Origin of the sequence: Clostridioides sp. ES-S-0048-02 (genome assembly GCF_020658495.1) — a bacterium.
Classification (GTDB): domain Bacteria; phylum Bacillota; class Clostridia; order Peptostreptococcales; family Peptostreptococcaceae; genus Clostridioides.
Genome location: NZ_JACVWH010000007.1, coordinates 83,759 through 99,238, shown reverse-complemented (window position 1 = coordinate 99,238; position 15,480 = coordinate 83,759). Strand labels below are relative to the sequence as shown.

The 15,480-nt window shown below is 27.9% G+C and carries 14 protein-coding genes; 11 read left to right on the top strand and 3 right to left on the bottom strand.

From position 1 onward, the window contains the following. Positions 1–551: 551 nt before the first annotated feature. Positions 552–2,030, bottom strand: coding sequence for an arylsulfotransferase family protein (locus IC173_RS11240; RefSeq protein WP_227855557.1), 1,479 nt, complete (start codon positions 2,028–2,030; stop codon positions 552–554). 487 nt (positions 2,031–2,517) lie between these two features. Here IC173_RS11240 and IC173_RS11235 point away from each other — a divergent pair, with 487 nt between their 5' ends. The 11 genes from IC173_RS11235 (at position 2,518) to IC173_RS11185 (ending at position 12,953) form a co-directional block, all read left to right on the top strand. Then, positions 2,518–2,976, top strand: a complete 459-nt coding sequence (locus IC173_RS11235) for a PTS sugar transporter subunit IIA (protein WP_227824129.1) — start codon at positions 2,518–2,520, stop codon at positions 2,974–2,976. 67 nt (positions 2,977–3,043) lie between these two features. Continuing rightward, positions 3,044–3,319: a PTS sugar transporter subunit IIB gene (locus IC173_RS11230; protein WP_021385190.1), complete on the top strand. Its 276-nt coding sequence runs from the start codon at positions 3,044–3,046 to the stop codon at positions 3,317–3,319. A gap of 57 nt (positions 3,320–3,376) precedes the next feature. Continuing rightward, positions 3,377–4,651, top strand: coding sequence for a PTS galactitol transporter subunit IIC (locus IC173_RS11225; RefSeq protein ID WP_227432709.1), 1,275 nt, complete (start codon positions 3,377–3,379; stop codon positions 4,649–4,651). A 130-nt stretch (positions 4,652–4,781) separates the two neighbouring features. Beyond that, positions 4,782–5,834 (top strand): galactitol-1-phosphate 5-dehydrogenase, encoded by a 1,053-nt coding sequence (locus IC173_RS11220; protein WP_227432710.1) that lies wholly within the window; start codon positions 4,782–4,784, stop codon positions 5,832–5,834. Then, the gene (locus tag IC173_RS11215) at positions 5,835–6,866 is read left to right on the top strand and encodes a zinc-binding dehydrogenase (protein WP_227432711.1); all 1,032 of its coding nucleotides are present in this window, start codon (positions 5,835–5,837) and stop codon (positions 6,864–6,866) included. A 91-nt stretch (positions 6,867–6,957) separates the two neighbouring features. Then, entirely contained in the window at positions 6,958–7,770 is an 813-nt protein-coding gene (locus IC173_RS11210; protein WP_227432712.1) for a transketolase, read from the top strand. 2 nt (positions 7,771–7,772) lie between these two features. Continuing rightward, positions 7,773–8,693 carry a transketolase family protein gene (locus IC173_RS11205; protein WP_227432713.1) on the top strand — a complete coding sequence of 307 codons (921 nt, stop codon included), beginning with the start codon at positions 7,773–7,775 and terminating at the stop codon, positions 8,691–8,693. Positions 8,694–8,832: 139 nt separating this feature from the next. Next, positions 8,833–9,279, top strand: coding sequence for a ribose 5-phosphate isomerase B (rpiB, locus tag IC173_RS11200; RefSeq protein ID WP_227432714.1), 447 nt, complete (start codon positions 8,833–8,835; stop codon positions 9,277–9,279). A 32-nt stretch (positions 9,280–9,311) separates the two neighbouring features. Further along, a complete protein-coding gene (locus tag IC173_RS11195) occupies positions 9,312–9,977 on the top strand; it encodes a ribulose-phosphate 3-epimerase (RefSeq protein WP_227855556.1) in 666 nt (221 codons plus the stop codon). A 107-nt stretch (positions 9,978–10,084) separates the two neighbouring features. Beyond that, positions 10,085–11,587, top strand: coding sequence for a phosphomannomutase/phosphoglucomutase (locus IC173_RS11190; protein WP_227855555.1), 1,503 nt, complete (start codon positions 10,085–10,087; stop codon positions 11,585–11,587). A gap of 796 nt (positions 11,588–12,383) precedes the next feature. After that, complete coding sequence (locus tag IC173_RS11185) at positions 12,384–12,953, top strand: GGDEF domain-containing protein (RefSeq protein WP_227855554.1); 570 nt, start codon at positions 12,384–12,386, stop codon at positions 12,951–12,953. A 143-nt stretch (positions 12,954–13,096) separates the two neighbouring features. On the opposite strand, the gene IC173_RS11180 is transcribed toward IC173_RS11185, so the two are convergent. After that, positions 13,097–14,695, bottom strand: coding sequence for a sensor histidine kinase (locus tag IC173_RS11180; protein ID WP_227482786.1), 1,599 nt, complete (start codon positions 14,693–14,695; stop codon positions 13,097–13,099). Continuing rightward, positions 14,664–15,380 (bottom strand): response regulator transcription factor, encoded by a 717-nt coding sequence (locus IC173_RS11175; protein ID WP_227432719.1) that lies wholly within the window; start codon positions 15,378–15,380, stop codon positions 14,664–14,666. The genes IC173_RS11180 and IC173_RS11175 overlap by 32 nt, the downstream gene beginning before the upstream one ends. Between the last annotated feature and the right edge of the window lie 100 nt (positions 15,381–15,480).

Sequence of the window (15,480 nt, the reverse complement as noted above, 5' to 3'; positions counted from 1 at the left end):
GTAAGTTTAATTGATAGATAGTTAATTGTTTAATATAAGGTTAATACCATAAGATTGATTTATTTAATTTTATAGTGTTAGCCTTTTTATTTGTAGATAGCAAACATACAAAATAATAATAATTAGTGATTTTATTTTTTATAGACTTGTTATAAATTATTAAAAAGCAAATATATTGCTAAAATACAGGGCTTTTTTTATATTAATTTATGAAATTTTAGAATCATAAAGATTTGTATATGCAGATACTAAGAAAGAGCAGTAATAAAAGATGGAATATGTATTATAATAATTTATACATATACCAAATAAATAGAAATATCTAGTAGAATATAAGAAATTAAAAACAGTAGTCAGGAAAATATCAAATATGTTGGTGTTATAGTGATTTTCTAATATCAAAGCAGGTGTTATAGAAACATAAAAGTTGATACCTGCTTTTTATATTAAAATTAAGGAAAATAATAACCCTGCAAGTAAAAATAATAGATTTATTTTCCTTGCAAGATTTGTATTAATTAAAATTGATATTTTATTTTAAGGTAAGTTTTTTATTGAATTTTATAGCATCTATACATACTTTCACCACTCTTAAAGGAGAATCTGAAATAAACTTTATCATTAGAGAAATCTTTTTCTATAGCTACTAAATCTTGCTTTTCTCCAGCCTTTCCACCAGTTCCAACTAAGAATACATCTTTTTCACTATCTATTTCTTGAACTGAACCCATATATTTGTAATAGTCATTTATGTCATATGAGCGATATTCAGTAACTTTTTTATTTTCTTCATCCAATTTTATTTTAATAACTCTTGTAGATTTATTTTTTACACCATTATCATATAAGGTTATATATCCATCATCTGTAATTCTAGCATTATGCTGTCTTGAGAACTTTTGATTATCTGTTAAATTGAACTCATCACCCAATCCTCCTAGGGTCCAAATAATTTCTCCTGTTTTTCTATCTAATTTAATAACTTCATCTAAATTTCTAAATGAGCAGATTAGATTTCCGTCCTTGGGGTCAATAGTCATAGAATTAAAATGTACATAGTCTAAAGATGTATCACTTTTTTCGCTAAAATTATTTTGTTCAACACTTTCTTTATATAGTTTTTCATGGTCAATACTTTCCCACTGCCATACAACTTTACCATCTTTTATTTCTTGTAGTACACTATTTACCACATAAGGTGAATTTCCTTTATTCAAGCTTGAAGGAATGTTTGTTGCCTTAGATTTTTGATAACTAGAAACAATATAGTGATTATCATTTATGTATATAAAGTCATGGTTTTCTAACTCAGTACCAGATTCTATGTTTTTATTTTTTTCCATAGTAATTTTATTTATTTCATTATAATTTTCATCTAATATAACAAGATATGTTGGTGAGTATCCAACAGAACTTATTCGTTTTGTTGAGTCTTTATCTTGAAGTAAATATCCATATCTAACTTTACCATCATATGTAGTGATTTTTTTAAAATCAAAAGGATTTGATTCGACTTCCTTGTAAAAAACTATATTTCCTTTGTTATTTAATTTAAATACAAAATTATATTCTTCATTGTGTGTAGTAAGATAATAATCACCATCATAAGGGCTATTTGCAGTAACAGTATACTTTGGAAAATCTTTTGAAAGAGAATTTATGTAATAATTTCTATATGAGTTTTCACCACTATACATTACAGATATTTTTATTTTAGAAGAGCGACTGATTTCTTTCAATTTAAAAGTTGATTTATCATTTACATTAATTTCTTTATCATCTATTTTGACACTGTTTACACTTTTAGAGTTTTTTATTGTTATACTATTTTGATTTGTTGAATTAAGTTGCTTTACGTTTTGGCTATTAAAAATTCCCTCTTTAGATAGTGTTACATCATAACCATTTACAGTTATAGTAAGTGTTTTTTTCGACTTACTTTGAGATGCAAAGACTTGCTTTGCGAAAACACCAGAAACAAATAAAATACTACATAAAAATACTATCTTTAATAAATTTTTTCTTTTCATTCTTATCTCCTTTTCATATTAAGTTTTATATATTTTCATATTGATTTTATTATATAAATAAAAACATACTATGAATTTAATTATGCGTAACGTGAATTTTGATAGACAATTATATGAAAATTCATTCACACTGAAATAATTAAACAATAAATACGAAAATTAATGTTGTTTAGATTGAATAATTTTATAAAATAGCTAAGAAACAGAAAAAACCACCCATAAAAAATAAAAAAACCATTTCTATAACAAAAAAAACCACGAAAATATAAAAATATATGGATAGTTAAGTGCTTAACAAGTGAAAATTAAAATAAAAATTAAAAAAAATTTATCTATGAAAGTCGGCTAAAATCCTGCGATTGAACATTATTTCGAGGAAAACATTTTCTTTTATTTCACAAAAAAAGCCACTTTTTGGCACGGCATATGCTTTATATAAAGACAAGAAAAACAAGATATGAGATAAGAGCAATTAGGAGGTGCAAATATGGAGTTTATAAATTTTGTAAGTGATAAAGTTATAAACCTTAAAATGGATTGTAAAACAAAAGAAGATTTCTTTAAGGAAATACATAATAAAGTTTTTGAATTAGGCTTTGTAAAAGAAGAATTTGGAGAAAAAATACTAGGGAGAGAAAATGTATTTCCAACAGGTTTAAACTTAGGTGATTATGGAGTAGCTATACCACATACAGATGCAGAATATATTAAAGAACAATTTATAGCAGTCTGTACTTTTAATGAACCAGTAGTATTTAGTTCTATGGAAGACCAAGATGAAAAAGTACCTGTAAATTTAGCTTTCGTTTTGGGGCTTAATCAACCACACAGTCAATTGTCTGTATTAACAGAATTGATGGGGATTATGCAAAATAAAGAATTAGTTGAGAAGCTAATGGATTCTACTGACAAAGAAGAAGTTTTAAAGACAATAAAGTCTTTATAAAAAATAAAAGAATAAAAGATACTAACAATAAAAATAAGAAAATAAAAATTATTAGGAGGAAATAAAAATGAAAAAAATATTAGTAGCATGTGGAGCAGGAATAGCAACATCAACAGTAGTTTGTGATAAGGTAGAAAGATTAGTTAAAGAAAATAATATACAAGCAGAAGTTATACAATGCAAAATAGCTGAATGTGCAACAAAGCAAGATGGAGCAGATTTAATAGTATCAACAACTATATTACCAACAACTTATAATATACCAGCAATAAAAGCAACAGCATATATAACTGGAGTTAATACAGCAGCATTAGATAAAAAAATATTAGATGCTTTAAAATAATCCTATCATAAATAAATTGAAATCATATTAAAAAAACAGAAAAAGGAGGATTTATAAATGGATAAATTATTAGCAGTAGTACAGTACATTTTAAACATGGGACCAACAGTAATACTACCAATAACAATTGTAGTCTTAGGAATGATATTTAGAATTAAATTTACAAAAGCTTTAAAATCAGGTCTTACAATTGGTATAGGGTTTGTGGGTATAAACTTAGTTGTAAACCTATTAACTTCAACACTAGGGCCAGCAGCTCAAGGAATGGTTGAGAGATTTGGACTTAATTTAACAGTAATAGATGTTGGTTGGCCAACAACAGCATCAGCAACATGGGCTTCACCAGTTGCACCAATATTAATACCAGTTTGTTTATTAGTAAACTTACTATTATTATACTTCAATAAAACAAAGATATTAAACGTTGATATATGGAATTATTGGCACTTTATAGTAGCAGGTGCAGTTGGATATATAGTAACAGGAAGTTATATCTGGGCTATATTCTGTGCAATATTAATGGAATTATTAGTACTATTTATTGCAGAAAAAACAGCCAAGAATGTTCAGGAGTTTTATGATTTAGAAGGTATAGCATTACCAACTGGTTCAACAGCTTCATTTGCTCCACTTGGATATTTAGTAGGAAAATTTGTTGAAAAAATACCAGGAATAAATAAAATACAAGCAGACCCAGATTCTATACAAAAAAAATTCGGTATATTTGGTGAACCAATGATGATGGGTATTATACTAGGGATAATACTTGGAGCTCTTGCTGGATATGATGTAGCAGGAATATTCAATGTAGGTATATCAATGGGTGCAGTAATGTTACTTATGCCTAGAATGGTTAGAATATTAATGGAAGGTTTAATTCCAATTTCAGAATCAATAAGAGATTTCTTACAAGCAAAATATGGAGATAGAGAACTTTATATAGGCCTAGATGCAGCAGTAGCAACTGGACATCCAGCAGTTATATCAACAGCTCTTATACTTGTTCCTATAACTCTATTCTTAGCAGTTATATTACCAGGAAATAAAGTTTTACCATTTGGTGACTTAGCAACAATACCATTCTATATGGCATTTATAGTATGTTTTAGAAAAGGTAATATAGTTCAATCAGTTATAACAGGAACTATAGTAATAGCTATATCACTTTATATGGCTACAAATTTTGCAGATGTTCATACGCAATTATTACAACAAGCAAATATGATGCCAAAAGGAACAACAATGGTTACAAGTATAGATACAGGTGGTAACTTACTAAAATGGGGAATATTGAAATTATCTCAATTAGTTTCTTCACTTGGAATATTCTAATATTTAGTTAATAGAGATTACTCTTTTTTAGTAAAGTATGCGAAAATTTAACATTTAGCAGCTACTAGAAAAGAGTAATATTTTTTATAAATTTTTAAAAAATACAAAATACAAAAGGAGGAGATTTATCGTGAAAGCAGCAGTATTACATGGCACAAATGATATGAGATTTGAAGATATAGAAATAAAACCATGTGAAAGTGATGAAGTAAAAATAAAAGTTATGGCAGCAGGAATATGTGGGTCAGATCCTCCAAGAGTATTAAAACATTGGAAATATCCAGTTCCAGCTATACCAGGACATGAATTTTCTGGAGTAATTGCAGAAGTTGGTAAGGATGTAAAAAATGTAAAAGTTGGAGATAGAGTAGTTGCGATTCCTTTTATACCTTGCAATGAGTGTGAATATTGTAAGAGAGGGTTATTTTCATTATGTGATGACCATGGTATGTTAGGAGCTAAAACTTTTGGAGCTTTTGCAGAATATGCAAACATAAAAGCTACAAATGTTTTACCAATAGGAGACATGGATTTTGAAGATGCCGCTATGATAGAACCACTTGCAGTTGCTATGCATGGAGTACTTAATATAGGTATCCAAGTTGGAGATACTGTAGCTGTAATGGGTAGTGGAACAATGGGTCAACTAGTAATACAAGGACTTAAGATAGCAGGAGCTGGAACAATTATAGCAGTTGATATATCTGATAATAAATTAAGAGAATCAAAAGAATTAGGTGCTGATATAATAATTAATGCTAAAGATGTAAACCCAGTAGAAAAAATAAAAGAACTTACTGGTGGAAAAGGTGTTGATATAGCACTTGAATGTGCAGGCTCTAAAATAACTCAAGAACAATGTTTACTTATAACTAAAAAGAAAAGTAAAATAGGATTTTTAGGAATAGCATATTCAGATATAACTTTATCTGAAGAAGCATTTGAAAATATATTTAGAAAAGAACTAGAGTTAAAAGGTTTCTGGAATTCTTATTCTGCACCATTCCCAGGACAAGAGTGGACTAAAGGAATCACTCTAGTTAATGAAGGAAAAATAAAATTAAAAGAAATGGTATCTCATAGATTTTCACTTGAAGATACTTATAAAGCATTTGAAATGATAAGAGATAGAAAAGAAGAATTTAATAAGATATTAATTTTACCACAAGGGGTTGAAAAATAAATGAAGGCAGTAGTTAAAACTAAACCAGGTTATGATAATGTAGAAGTATTAGAGGTAGAAGAGCCAAAAGCTACAGGAGATAAAGTTAAAATAAAAGTAGAATACAGTGGTATATGTGGTTCAGATATACATTCATTTAAAGGGGAATATGCAAATATAAAAGCTCCAGTAACTTTAGGTCATGAATTTTCTGGAATTGTCGTAGAAATTGGTGAAGATGTTAAAAATATAAAAGTAGGAGATAGAGTTACATCAGAAACTACTTTTGCAACTTGTGAAAAATGTATATATTGTGCAACTAAAGACTACAATTTATGCCCAACTAGAAAAGGTATTGGTACTCAAGCAGATGGAAGTTTTGCTGAATATGTATTATCAAGAGAGGAAAGCATACATGTACTTCCTGAAAATGTATCTTTATTATCAGCAGCTCTTACAGAGCCACTAGCTTGTTGTGTTCATGCAGCTCTTGAAAAAACTACTATAGAAAGCGATGATACAGTATTAATAATAGGACCAGGGCCAATAGGTTTACTATTAGCTCAAGTTGTTAAATCTCAAGGTGCTACAGTTATAATGTCTGGTGTTACAAAAGATAAAGAAAGATTAGAAATAGCTAAAAATCTTGGAGTAGATAGAACTGTAAACGTAATGGAAGAAAGTCTAGCAGATGTAGTAAATGAAATGACTGATGGAAATGGAGTAAATAAAGGATTTGATTGTTCTGGATTTATGCCAGCAGTTAATGAAGCTTTAAGATTACTTAGAAAGAAAGGAACTTTCGTACAAGTTGGGATATTTGCCAAAAAACTAAATGAAATGGATCAAGAAGCAATAATTCAAAGAGAGTTACAATATATTGGAAGTAGATCACAAAAACCAAGTTCTTGGATTATAGCATTAGATTTAATGGCTAGTGGAAAAGTAAATACAGAAGCATTAGTTACAAGAACTGTTGGTTTAGACGAATTTAAAGAGGGTATTACAGCCTTAATGAACGGAGAAGAAATAAAAGTTGCAGTAAAATCTTAAAAAAACATTTGTATTATTTTAAAAAAAATTGTAAAATCTACTGTAGGATAAGAAAATGTAAGGTCTTAAAAAATAACAGGAGGAAAAAAGTATGAGCACTCTTAGAGATCATTCTAATAATATTAGAAAAAACATAATAAAAATGGTTGCAGAAGCTAAAAGCGGGCATCCAGGTGGTTCATTATCAATAGCTGACATGTTAACAGTGTTATATTTTGATAAAATGAACATATGTGTAGAAAATCCAAAAATGGATGATAGAGATAGATTTGTTCTATCAAAAGGTCATGCAGCACCAGCTTTATATGCTACATTAGCAGAAAAAGGATTTTTCCCAGAAGAAGAATTATTGACACTTAGAAAGTTTGGTTCTAAGTTACAAGGACATCCAGACATGAAAAAAGTAGCAGGAGTAGATATGTCTACTGGTTCTCTTGGACAAGGTTTATCTGCTGCAAATGGTATGGCACTAGCTGGAAAATTAGATAATAAAGACTATACAGTGTATACTATATTAGGTGATGGAGAAATCCAAGAAGGTCAAATATGGGAAGCTGCAATGACAGCATCACATTATAAATTAGACAACTTAATTGCATTTGTTGACTTAAATGGATTACAAATAGATGGTTCTAATGAAGAGGTAATGAATGTTAGTCCAGTAGATGACAAATTTAAATCTTTTGGATGGAATGTAATAGTAATAAATGGACATTGTTTTGATGAAATAGGAAATGCAATAGATGAAGCTAAAAAAGTTACAGGAAAACCAACTGTAATAATAGCTAAAACTGTAAAAGGTAAAGGTGTTTCATTTATGGAAAATAATGCTGCATGGCATGGAACAGCTCCAAATGCAGAACAAGCAGAACAAGCATTGAAAGATTTAGAAGGAGGTCTATAGGAATGGGAATAGCAACTAGAGAAGCTTACGGACAAGTGTTAAAAGAACTTGCAGAAAATAAAGATATAGTAGTATTGGATGCAGACTTAGGAAAAGCTACAAAAAGTATATCATTTAAAGAAGTTGCTCCAGATAGATTTTTTGATATGGGGATAGCAGAAGGTGACATGATTGGTACAGCAGCAGGTCTTGCTACTTGTGGAAAAATACCTTTTGCAAGTACTTTTGCAATATTTGCAGCAGGAAGAGGCTATGAGCAAATAAGAAACTCTGTAGCATATCCAAACTTAAATGTTAAAATAGCAGCTACTCATGCAGGAGTAACAGTAGGAGAAGATGGAGGAAGCCATCAAGCTATAGAAGATATATCTTTAATGAGAGGTATACCAAATATGGTTGTATTAAATCCTGCAGATGCCTTAGAAGCAAGACAAGCAATATTTGCATCTATTGATTATAATGGACCTGTATATATAAGATTAGGTAGAGCTGCAACTCCAGATGTAAACAGTGAAAACTATAAATTTGAAATAGGAAAAGGAACTGTTTTAAGAGAAGGTTCTGATATAACAGTGATAGCTACAGGAATAATGGTAGCAAAAGCATTAGAAGCAGCAGAAGAACTTGCTAAAGAAGGTATAAATGTAGAAGTTGTTAATATATCTACAATAAAACCTTTAGATGAAACATTAATAAAAGAAAGTGCTAAGAAAACTGGAAAAGTAGTTACAGCAGAAGAGCATAGTATAATTGGTGGTTTAGGTTCAGCTGTATGTGAAGCTTTAGCAGAAACTAAAGATGTAGTAGTTAGAAGAATTGGTGTTAAGGATGTATTTGGTCAATCAGGTACACCAGCAGACTTATTAAAACATTATGGATTAACTACTGAAGATATAGTAAAAAATATAAAAGAATTATTATAGATGTAAATATCATTGAATAATAAATTGGTTTGATATAAATCAATTAAAGCTGTCTTAAAAATAGAAAGAAATTTCTACAATGGGACAGCTTTATTTTTACGATAATTATAAAATTTTATATAAAGAGGGGTGCTTTTTAATGAAAATATCTATTGGATGTGACCATGGTGGTTACGAGTTAAAGGAATTTATAAAAGAAAACTTAATAAATAAAGGTATAGAAGTTGAAGATGTAGGAACAACTTCAAAAGAAAGTGTAGATTTTCCAATATATGCAAAAAAAGTAAGTCAAAATGTTCAAAGTAAAAAATCAGATTTAGGTATACTTTGTTGTGGTACAGGAATAGGCATGTCTATTGCTGCAAATAAATTTAAAGGAATTAGAGCAGCAGTTGTGTCAGATTGTTTTTCAGCTAAAGCCACGAGAGAACACAATAATACAAATGTACTTTGTTTAGGGGAAAGAGTTATTGGAAAAGGATTAGCAATGAGAATTGTTGAAGAATGGTTAAATTCAAGTTATAATGGAGAAAGACATGCAAGAAGATTACAAATGATTGATGATATAGAAAATGAAAACTTATAAATAATGAAAATTTATATCTAAGGAGGAGAGTTATGTCTATTATTTGTGCTTCAATAATGTGTGCAGACCAAATGAATTTAAAAAAAGAACTAGAAGCTCTTGAAGAAGCTGATGTAAAATTGCTTCACTGTGATGTTATGGATGGAATATTTGTCAAAAACTTAGCTATGGGGCCAGAACTATTAAAATCAATAAGTGAAAATACAACTATACCTTTAGATATTCATTTAGCTACAGAAACTCCAAATAAGTATATTGATATGATGTCTTATATAAAACCAAAATATATTTCTTTTCATGTGGAATCAAGCACAGATGTAAAAGCTGATATACAAAAGTTGAGAGAATATGGAATAGGGCCAGTATTAGCGATAAGTCCTCAAACTAGTGTAGATAAAATAGAAGAATATATATGTTTAGTTGAGGGTATCTTAGTAATGACAGTAAATCCAGGATTTGCAGGTCAAAAATTTAATCTATCTGTTTTAGATAAGTTAGATAAGCTTACGGAGATATTAAAAGATTATGATAATCCTCCATTTATAGAAGTTGATGGAAATATAAATAAAGAGACCATTAGACTTATGAGTGGCAAAAAAGTCGATATATATGTTGTAGGTACTTCAGCTTTATTTAATGATAAGCCTCCAATTTCATATAAAGAGAAGATAAAAGAATTAAAAGAAAGTATAAAATAGTTAATAATAAAATTATAAAATATGCATATTTAAATAATGTAAACTTTAAATAAGTTAGGAATTTTATAATCTTTAATAAAAATTTTAATTGAGTAAGGAGAATGTTTATGGGTGACATATACAAGCTGCAAAATGGAACAGATATTAGAGGAATAGCATATAAAAATGATTCTAAGGAAGTTAATTTAACTGTAGAAGAAGTAAAAAAAATAGCTAAAGCATTTCATATTTGGTTAAAAGAAAAAACTAAAAAAGATAAAGTAACTGTTGCAATAGGAACTGATTCTAGAATAACAGGGAGTCAATTTAGAAATACTGTTATTGAAACTTTGATTAATGATAATTGTGATGTAATTGATTGTGAGATTGCTACAACACCAGCAATGTTTATGACAACTATCATGGATGGATACCACTCTGATGGCTCAATTATGATTACAGCTAGCCATTTACCTTATTACTATAATGGGTTAAAGTTTTTTACAGAAAATGGTGGTCTAGAAAAAACAGATATAAAAGAAATGTTAGATATAGCTGTTAAAAATGATAGTGTACAGTCTGAAGGAGTAGATAAAAAAGGAACAGCTGTAGTAAAAAATTTAATAGAAGATTATTCTAATTTATTGATAGATAAAATTAGAATAGGTGTAAATTCAAGTAAAAACTATGAAAAGCCTTTTTCTGGACTTAAAATACTAGTTGATGCAGGAAATGGAGCTGGAGGGTTCTTTGCTGAAAAAGTTTTACACATACTGGGAGCAGATACAACAGGTAGTCAGTTTTTGAACCCAGACGGTATGTTTCCAAATCATATACCAAATCCTGAGAATAAAGAAGCAATGGAAAGCATCTGTAAAGCCGTATTAGATAATAAGAGTGATTTAGGAATAATATTTGATACAGATGTAGATAGAGCTGCTATTGTAGGTAAAAATGGGAAACCAATAAATAAAAATGCTCTTATAGCTGTTATATCATCAATAATATTAGAAGAACATCCAAATACAGCCATAGTAACTGATTCTATTACTTCAGAAGGTCTTGCTAAATTCATAAGTGAATTAGGAGGAAGACATCATAGATTTAAAAGAGGATATAAAAATGTAATAAATGAAGCTATAAGATTAAATAGTGAAGATGAAGAGTGCCATTTAGCTATAGAGACATCTGGACATGCTGCTCTAAAAGAAAATTATTTTTTAGACGATGGAGCATATTTAATAGCTAAAATTTTAATAAAAGTTGCAAAACTGTCTTTAGAGGGAAAAACTATAGAAGAATTGATAGAAAAACTTGAAGAAGCAAAGGAAGAAAAAGAAGTTAGAATAGGAATCAATAAAGAAGATTTTAGACCATATGCAGAAGGTATACTAAAAGAATTAGATTCTCATGTTAATAATGTTGATGGATGGTCTGTTGCACCAAATAACTTTGAAGGTATAAGAGTCAATTGTAATGAAGCAAATGGAGATGGTTGGTTTTTACTTAGAATATCATTACATGAGCCATTGTTAGCTTTAAATATTGAATCAAATAAAGTTGGTGGAGCAGAAGAAATTTACTCTGAATTAAAACTTTTCCTAGAAAAATATGACTTAAAAGGTCTTTAGTGTTAATAAAAAACATATACTATATTAAAGAATGGATGTAAATTTATACCTAAGATTACAAATATTACAAAATTGTAATCTTAGGTAACAGAGATGTAACTGATTATGGAAACTCTATGTGATATTATAAATACAGAGAGATGAAATACATGATGATTTATAGAGAAATATAATTTAAAATGTATTAATATCGCACTAAAAGGTATAATCAAATAAATATGTAAATATAAACCCCAACATTTAGAAAGAGACCTCCAAGGAGGTTTTTTTCTTGTTTACTTCTAAAAAAGCATAAAAAATATATTATGTATAGATATAAATTTTTTTCTTTAAACAAATACACAATGTCATGATATAATAACTTTATTAGAACGATAAGGGGATAATAATATTATGTTTAAGAACAAATATGTTGAACGTGTTGAGCAGTTTATAAATGCATATTTTGTAGAGAGGGATGTGAAAAAATGTATGTTGGATTGGTACTGGAAAGTTTGAAGTAGGGAATAGTATTGAAGAGGTAGAGTATTTATTAGAAGAGTATGTAAAACAATCACCAGATAGTTTTATTTTAGAAAAGTTATGGCTAGATAGTAAAGAATATTCAAAAAATTCACATACTGTATTTGGAGAGTATCTAGTTTGTAAGAAAACTAAAAAAGGCTATAATTTTCAAGTAGAAATAAGAATAACATACTTATGTGTTGAATATGAGGGAGAAATACTAATAAGTAGTGTTCATAATTCTGTTGCAAATGATTTACAAAAAATAGGTGAGTATTTTCCGATAAGTTTAATGGAAGCTGAAAATAATAGACTAGAGGCCATTATTAATGAAAAAACAAAAGAAATAGAAGAGCAAAGAGTTATGTTGTTAGAGGCAAACAGAAAACTTCAGCAACTGGCTATTACGGATGAATTAACTGGTTTATTAAATCAAAGAGCCATTATGGGAAATATAAAATATACTGTTAAAGATAATTCTAAAAATTATGCAATAATGATAATCGACATAGATAATTTTAAACATGTAAATGATAATTATGGGCATCTAGTGGGAGATGAGGTTATAAGAGTGATGGCTTACATCATTCAATCATTTAAAGATTACTATCTATTTGCTGGTAGATATGGTGGAGATGAATTTATTGTTTTGACAGAAAATATAGAAAAAGCAATTCATATTGAATCTAAAGTTCATAATAGTCTACTTAAATATAATTTTAAAGAACTTCAATATAAAATAACTGTAAGCATTGGAATTTCTGAATGGATAGACTTTGATTCCTTTGAAGCATTTTTAAGCGAGGCAGATAAAAAATTATATAAAGCTAAAAAATCAGGAAAAAATAAGACTATATATTAGAGCAAGTATATAAAAATAAGTATATATGTATATTAAAAATAGTTTTATGATTTTAATAAGGTTGTAAATTACAAGTTAACTATTTATAGCATGTAATTTAAAATAAAAATTATTTTGCAATTTACAACCTTATATATTTAATATTAATTAATTTTTTTAAAAGCAAGGGTTACCTTAAATAAATCAGCATCTATAATTATTTCCATAGTTGCATTTTGTAATTCAATTATATTTTGAGAAATTGATAAGCCCAGACCAGAGCCATCTGTATTTCTGGATATATCACCTCTTCTAAATCTTTCTATTAATTCTTCTGGTTTTAGATTTAATTTATCATTTGAAATATTTTTAAAGGTTACTATTATATTTTCATCTTTTATAAACATATCTATGTAAACTCTAGTATTTTTCATAGAATATTTTAGTATATTACCAATTAGGTTTTCAAAGACCCTCCAAGTCTTTTTTCCATCTATCATAGTAAATACAGAGTCTTCTGGTGTTTCTATTATAAAATCTAAATTACTGTTTTGAATTTTATCTTCAAGTTCTACTATACTTTGAATTAAGAGTTCTTTTATATCAGTCTTTGTTATATTAAATTCAACATCACCACTACTAAGTTTAGAAGCTTCGAATATATCTTCTATCAATAATTTTAATCTTTGTGATTTTTTATCTAAAATATTTATATAGTCGTTTATAGTTTCTTTATCAAGGTCGTTATTTTTTAACATATCTACATAACTTAGTATAGATGTAAGTGGAGTCTTTAAGTCATGAGATACATTTGTTATAAGCTCAGTTTTCATTCTTTCACTTTTTATATTAGCATCTACAGCAGCTTCAAGACCATCTGTTATATTATTTATGCTTTTAGATAAAGCAGATATTTCATCATCTCCTATCACTTCCAACTTATATTTTAGATTTCCATTTTCAATGTTTTTTATATTTTTTGAGATATTATTTATGTAATTAAACTTAGTAGATAAAAAGTTGTATATATAAGAACAAGCAATTATACTTACAAGTGTAAATAAAACCTCTATAACTATAGCATTAGCGTAATATATACGCATAAATAATACTAAAGCTATGTACTGAATAACTGCTTGTATAACTATAGAGATTAAAAATGCTATAGCTAGTTTCTTATTTATAGTTTTTCTATTATATCTGCTAACAAGATCTGAAAAGAATCTACATGTTATAGACATATCTTTTGGATTGTAGCCACCATGCTTTATGTTTTCATATATTATATAAATTACAGATAGAATAATAAAATTAAATACAATTAAATTTGTATTGTAGAACATTTTAGTGTTTGTAAATATGTAAAATCGTAATGCTAAAAGTATTAAAATTAATATAAGTGTAAACTCAATCTTTACATTGGAAAAGAAAGTGATAATGTTTTCTAAGAATTTAACTTTATTTTGGTTATTTTTTTTATAGAATATAAAAAATAATATAGCCAATATACAACTTAATAATGCAATACCTTCACAAATAAATTTCAAATTTGTTTTTGATAAATACAAAGGAGGCCCAAAGTAGTAAAAGCAAGGTATAGCTACCTCATTGTATAAATATTTAAATTCATTAATATCAATAAAGTTATTATTTAAATCGTATATTGTCTCAAATAATATAGAAAGCGATAGAAATAATAGTAATAATAAAATAAATTTTGCTCTTGAATCATTAATAATTAAGTTTTTCAATTTTGTAACCAATACCCCACACCACCTTTAAATATTTTGGTTCTTTTGAATTTACTTCAATCTTTTCTCTAATTCTTCTAATATGAACAGCAACAGTTCTTTCGCAGCTATAAGCATCTTCGTTCCAAACTTTTTCATAAATCTCATGAGAAGAGAATATTTTTCCTTTTCGTGATAGGAGAAGAACAAGTATTTTATACTCAAGAGGTGTCATTTTAACTTCTTCACCATCTAAAGAAACTATTTTTGTATCTGTATTTAGCTCAAGACCTCCACTTTTTAAAATATAATTAGTATCATTTGAATTGTTTGTATTACTAAAATCTCCTAAGTTTATATATCTTCTAAGCTGAGATTTTACTCGTGCAGTAAGTTCGAGTGGATTAAATGGTTTAGTTATGTAATCATCAGCACCCATATTAAGGCCTATAATTTTGTCCATATCCTGTGATTTTGCAGATAAAAGTATTATAGGAATATTCTTTTTTTCTCTTATCTTGAGAGTAGTCTTAAGACCATCTAAATTGGGCATCATTACATCCATTATTATTAATTTAATATCATTTTCAATTAATATGTCCAAAGCTTCTAACCCATCATATGCTTTTAAAACGTTAAGATTATCAGGTTTTAAATAGAATTCTATAGCATCTACTATTTCCCTATCATCATCTACAACCAATATATTTTGATTCACTTCATTAATCCCCCTCGAAATTTTATTTTTAATCAATTTTTATTTTATACTAAAAATTGGTTTCAGAAAACAGTAAGTATATAAATTGACTAGCTCTAAA

What these genes read in the sequence shown, in the direction of transcription:
- IC173_RS11240 (WP_227855557.1), bottom strand. Translation starts at nt 2,030, where the DNA reads ATGAAAAGAAAAAATTTATTAAAGATAGTATTTTTATGTAGTATTTTA.
- IC173_RS11235 (WP_227824129.1), top strand. Translation starts at nt 2,518, where the DNA reads ATGGAGTTTATAAATTTTGTAAGTGATAAAGTTATAAACCTTAAAATG.
- IC173_RS11230 (WP_021385190.1), top strand. Translation starts at nt 3,044, where the DNA reads ATGAAAAAAATATTAGTAGCATGTGGAGCAGGAATAGCAACATCAACA.
- IC173_RS11225 (WP_227432709.1), top strand. Translation starts at nt 3,377, where the DNA reads ATGGATAAATTATTAGCAGTAGTACAGTACATTTTAAACATGGGACCA.
- IC173_RS11215 (WP_227432711.1), top strand. Translation starts at nt 5,835, where the DNA reads ATGAAGGCAGTAGTTAAAACTAAACCAGGTTATGATAATGTAGAAGTA.
- IC173_RS11210 (WP_227432712.1), top strand. Translation starts at nt 6,958, where the DNA reads ATGAGCACTCTTAGAGATCATTCTAATAATATTAGAAAAAACATAATA.
- IC173_RS11205 (WP_227432713.1), top strand. Translation starts at nt 7,773, where the DNA reads ATGGGAATAGCAACTAGAGAAGCTTACGGACAAGTGTTAAAAGAACTT.
- rpiB (WP_227432714.1), top strand. Translation starts at nt 8,833, where the DNA reads ATGAAAATATCTATTGGATGTGACCATGGTGGTTACGAGTTAAAGGAA.
- IC173_RS11195 (WP_227855556.1), top strand. Translation starts at nt 9,312, where the DNA reads ATGTCTATTATTTGTGCTTCAATAATGTGTGCAGACCAAATGAATTTA.
- IC173_RS11190 (WP_227855555.1), top strand. Translation starts at nt 10,085, where the DNA reads ATGGGTGACATATACAAGCTGCAAAATGGAACAGATATTAGAGGAATA.
- IC173_RS11185 (WP_227855554.1), top strand. Translation starts at nt 12,384, where the DNA reads ATGGAAGCTGAAAATAATAGACTAGAGGCCATTATTAATGAAAAAACA.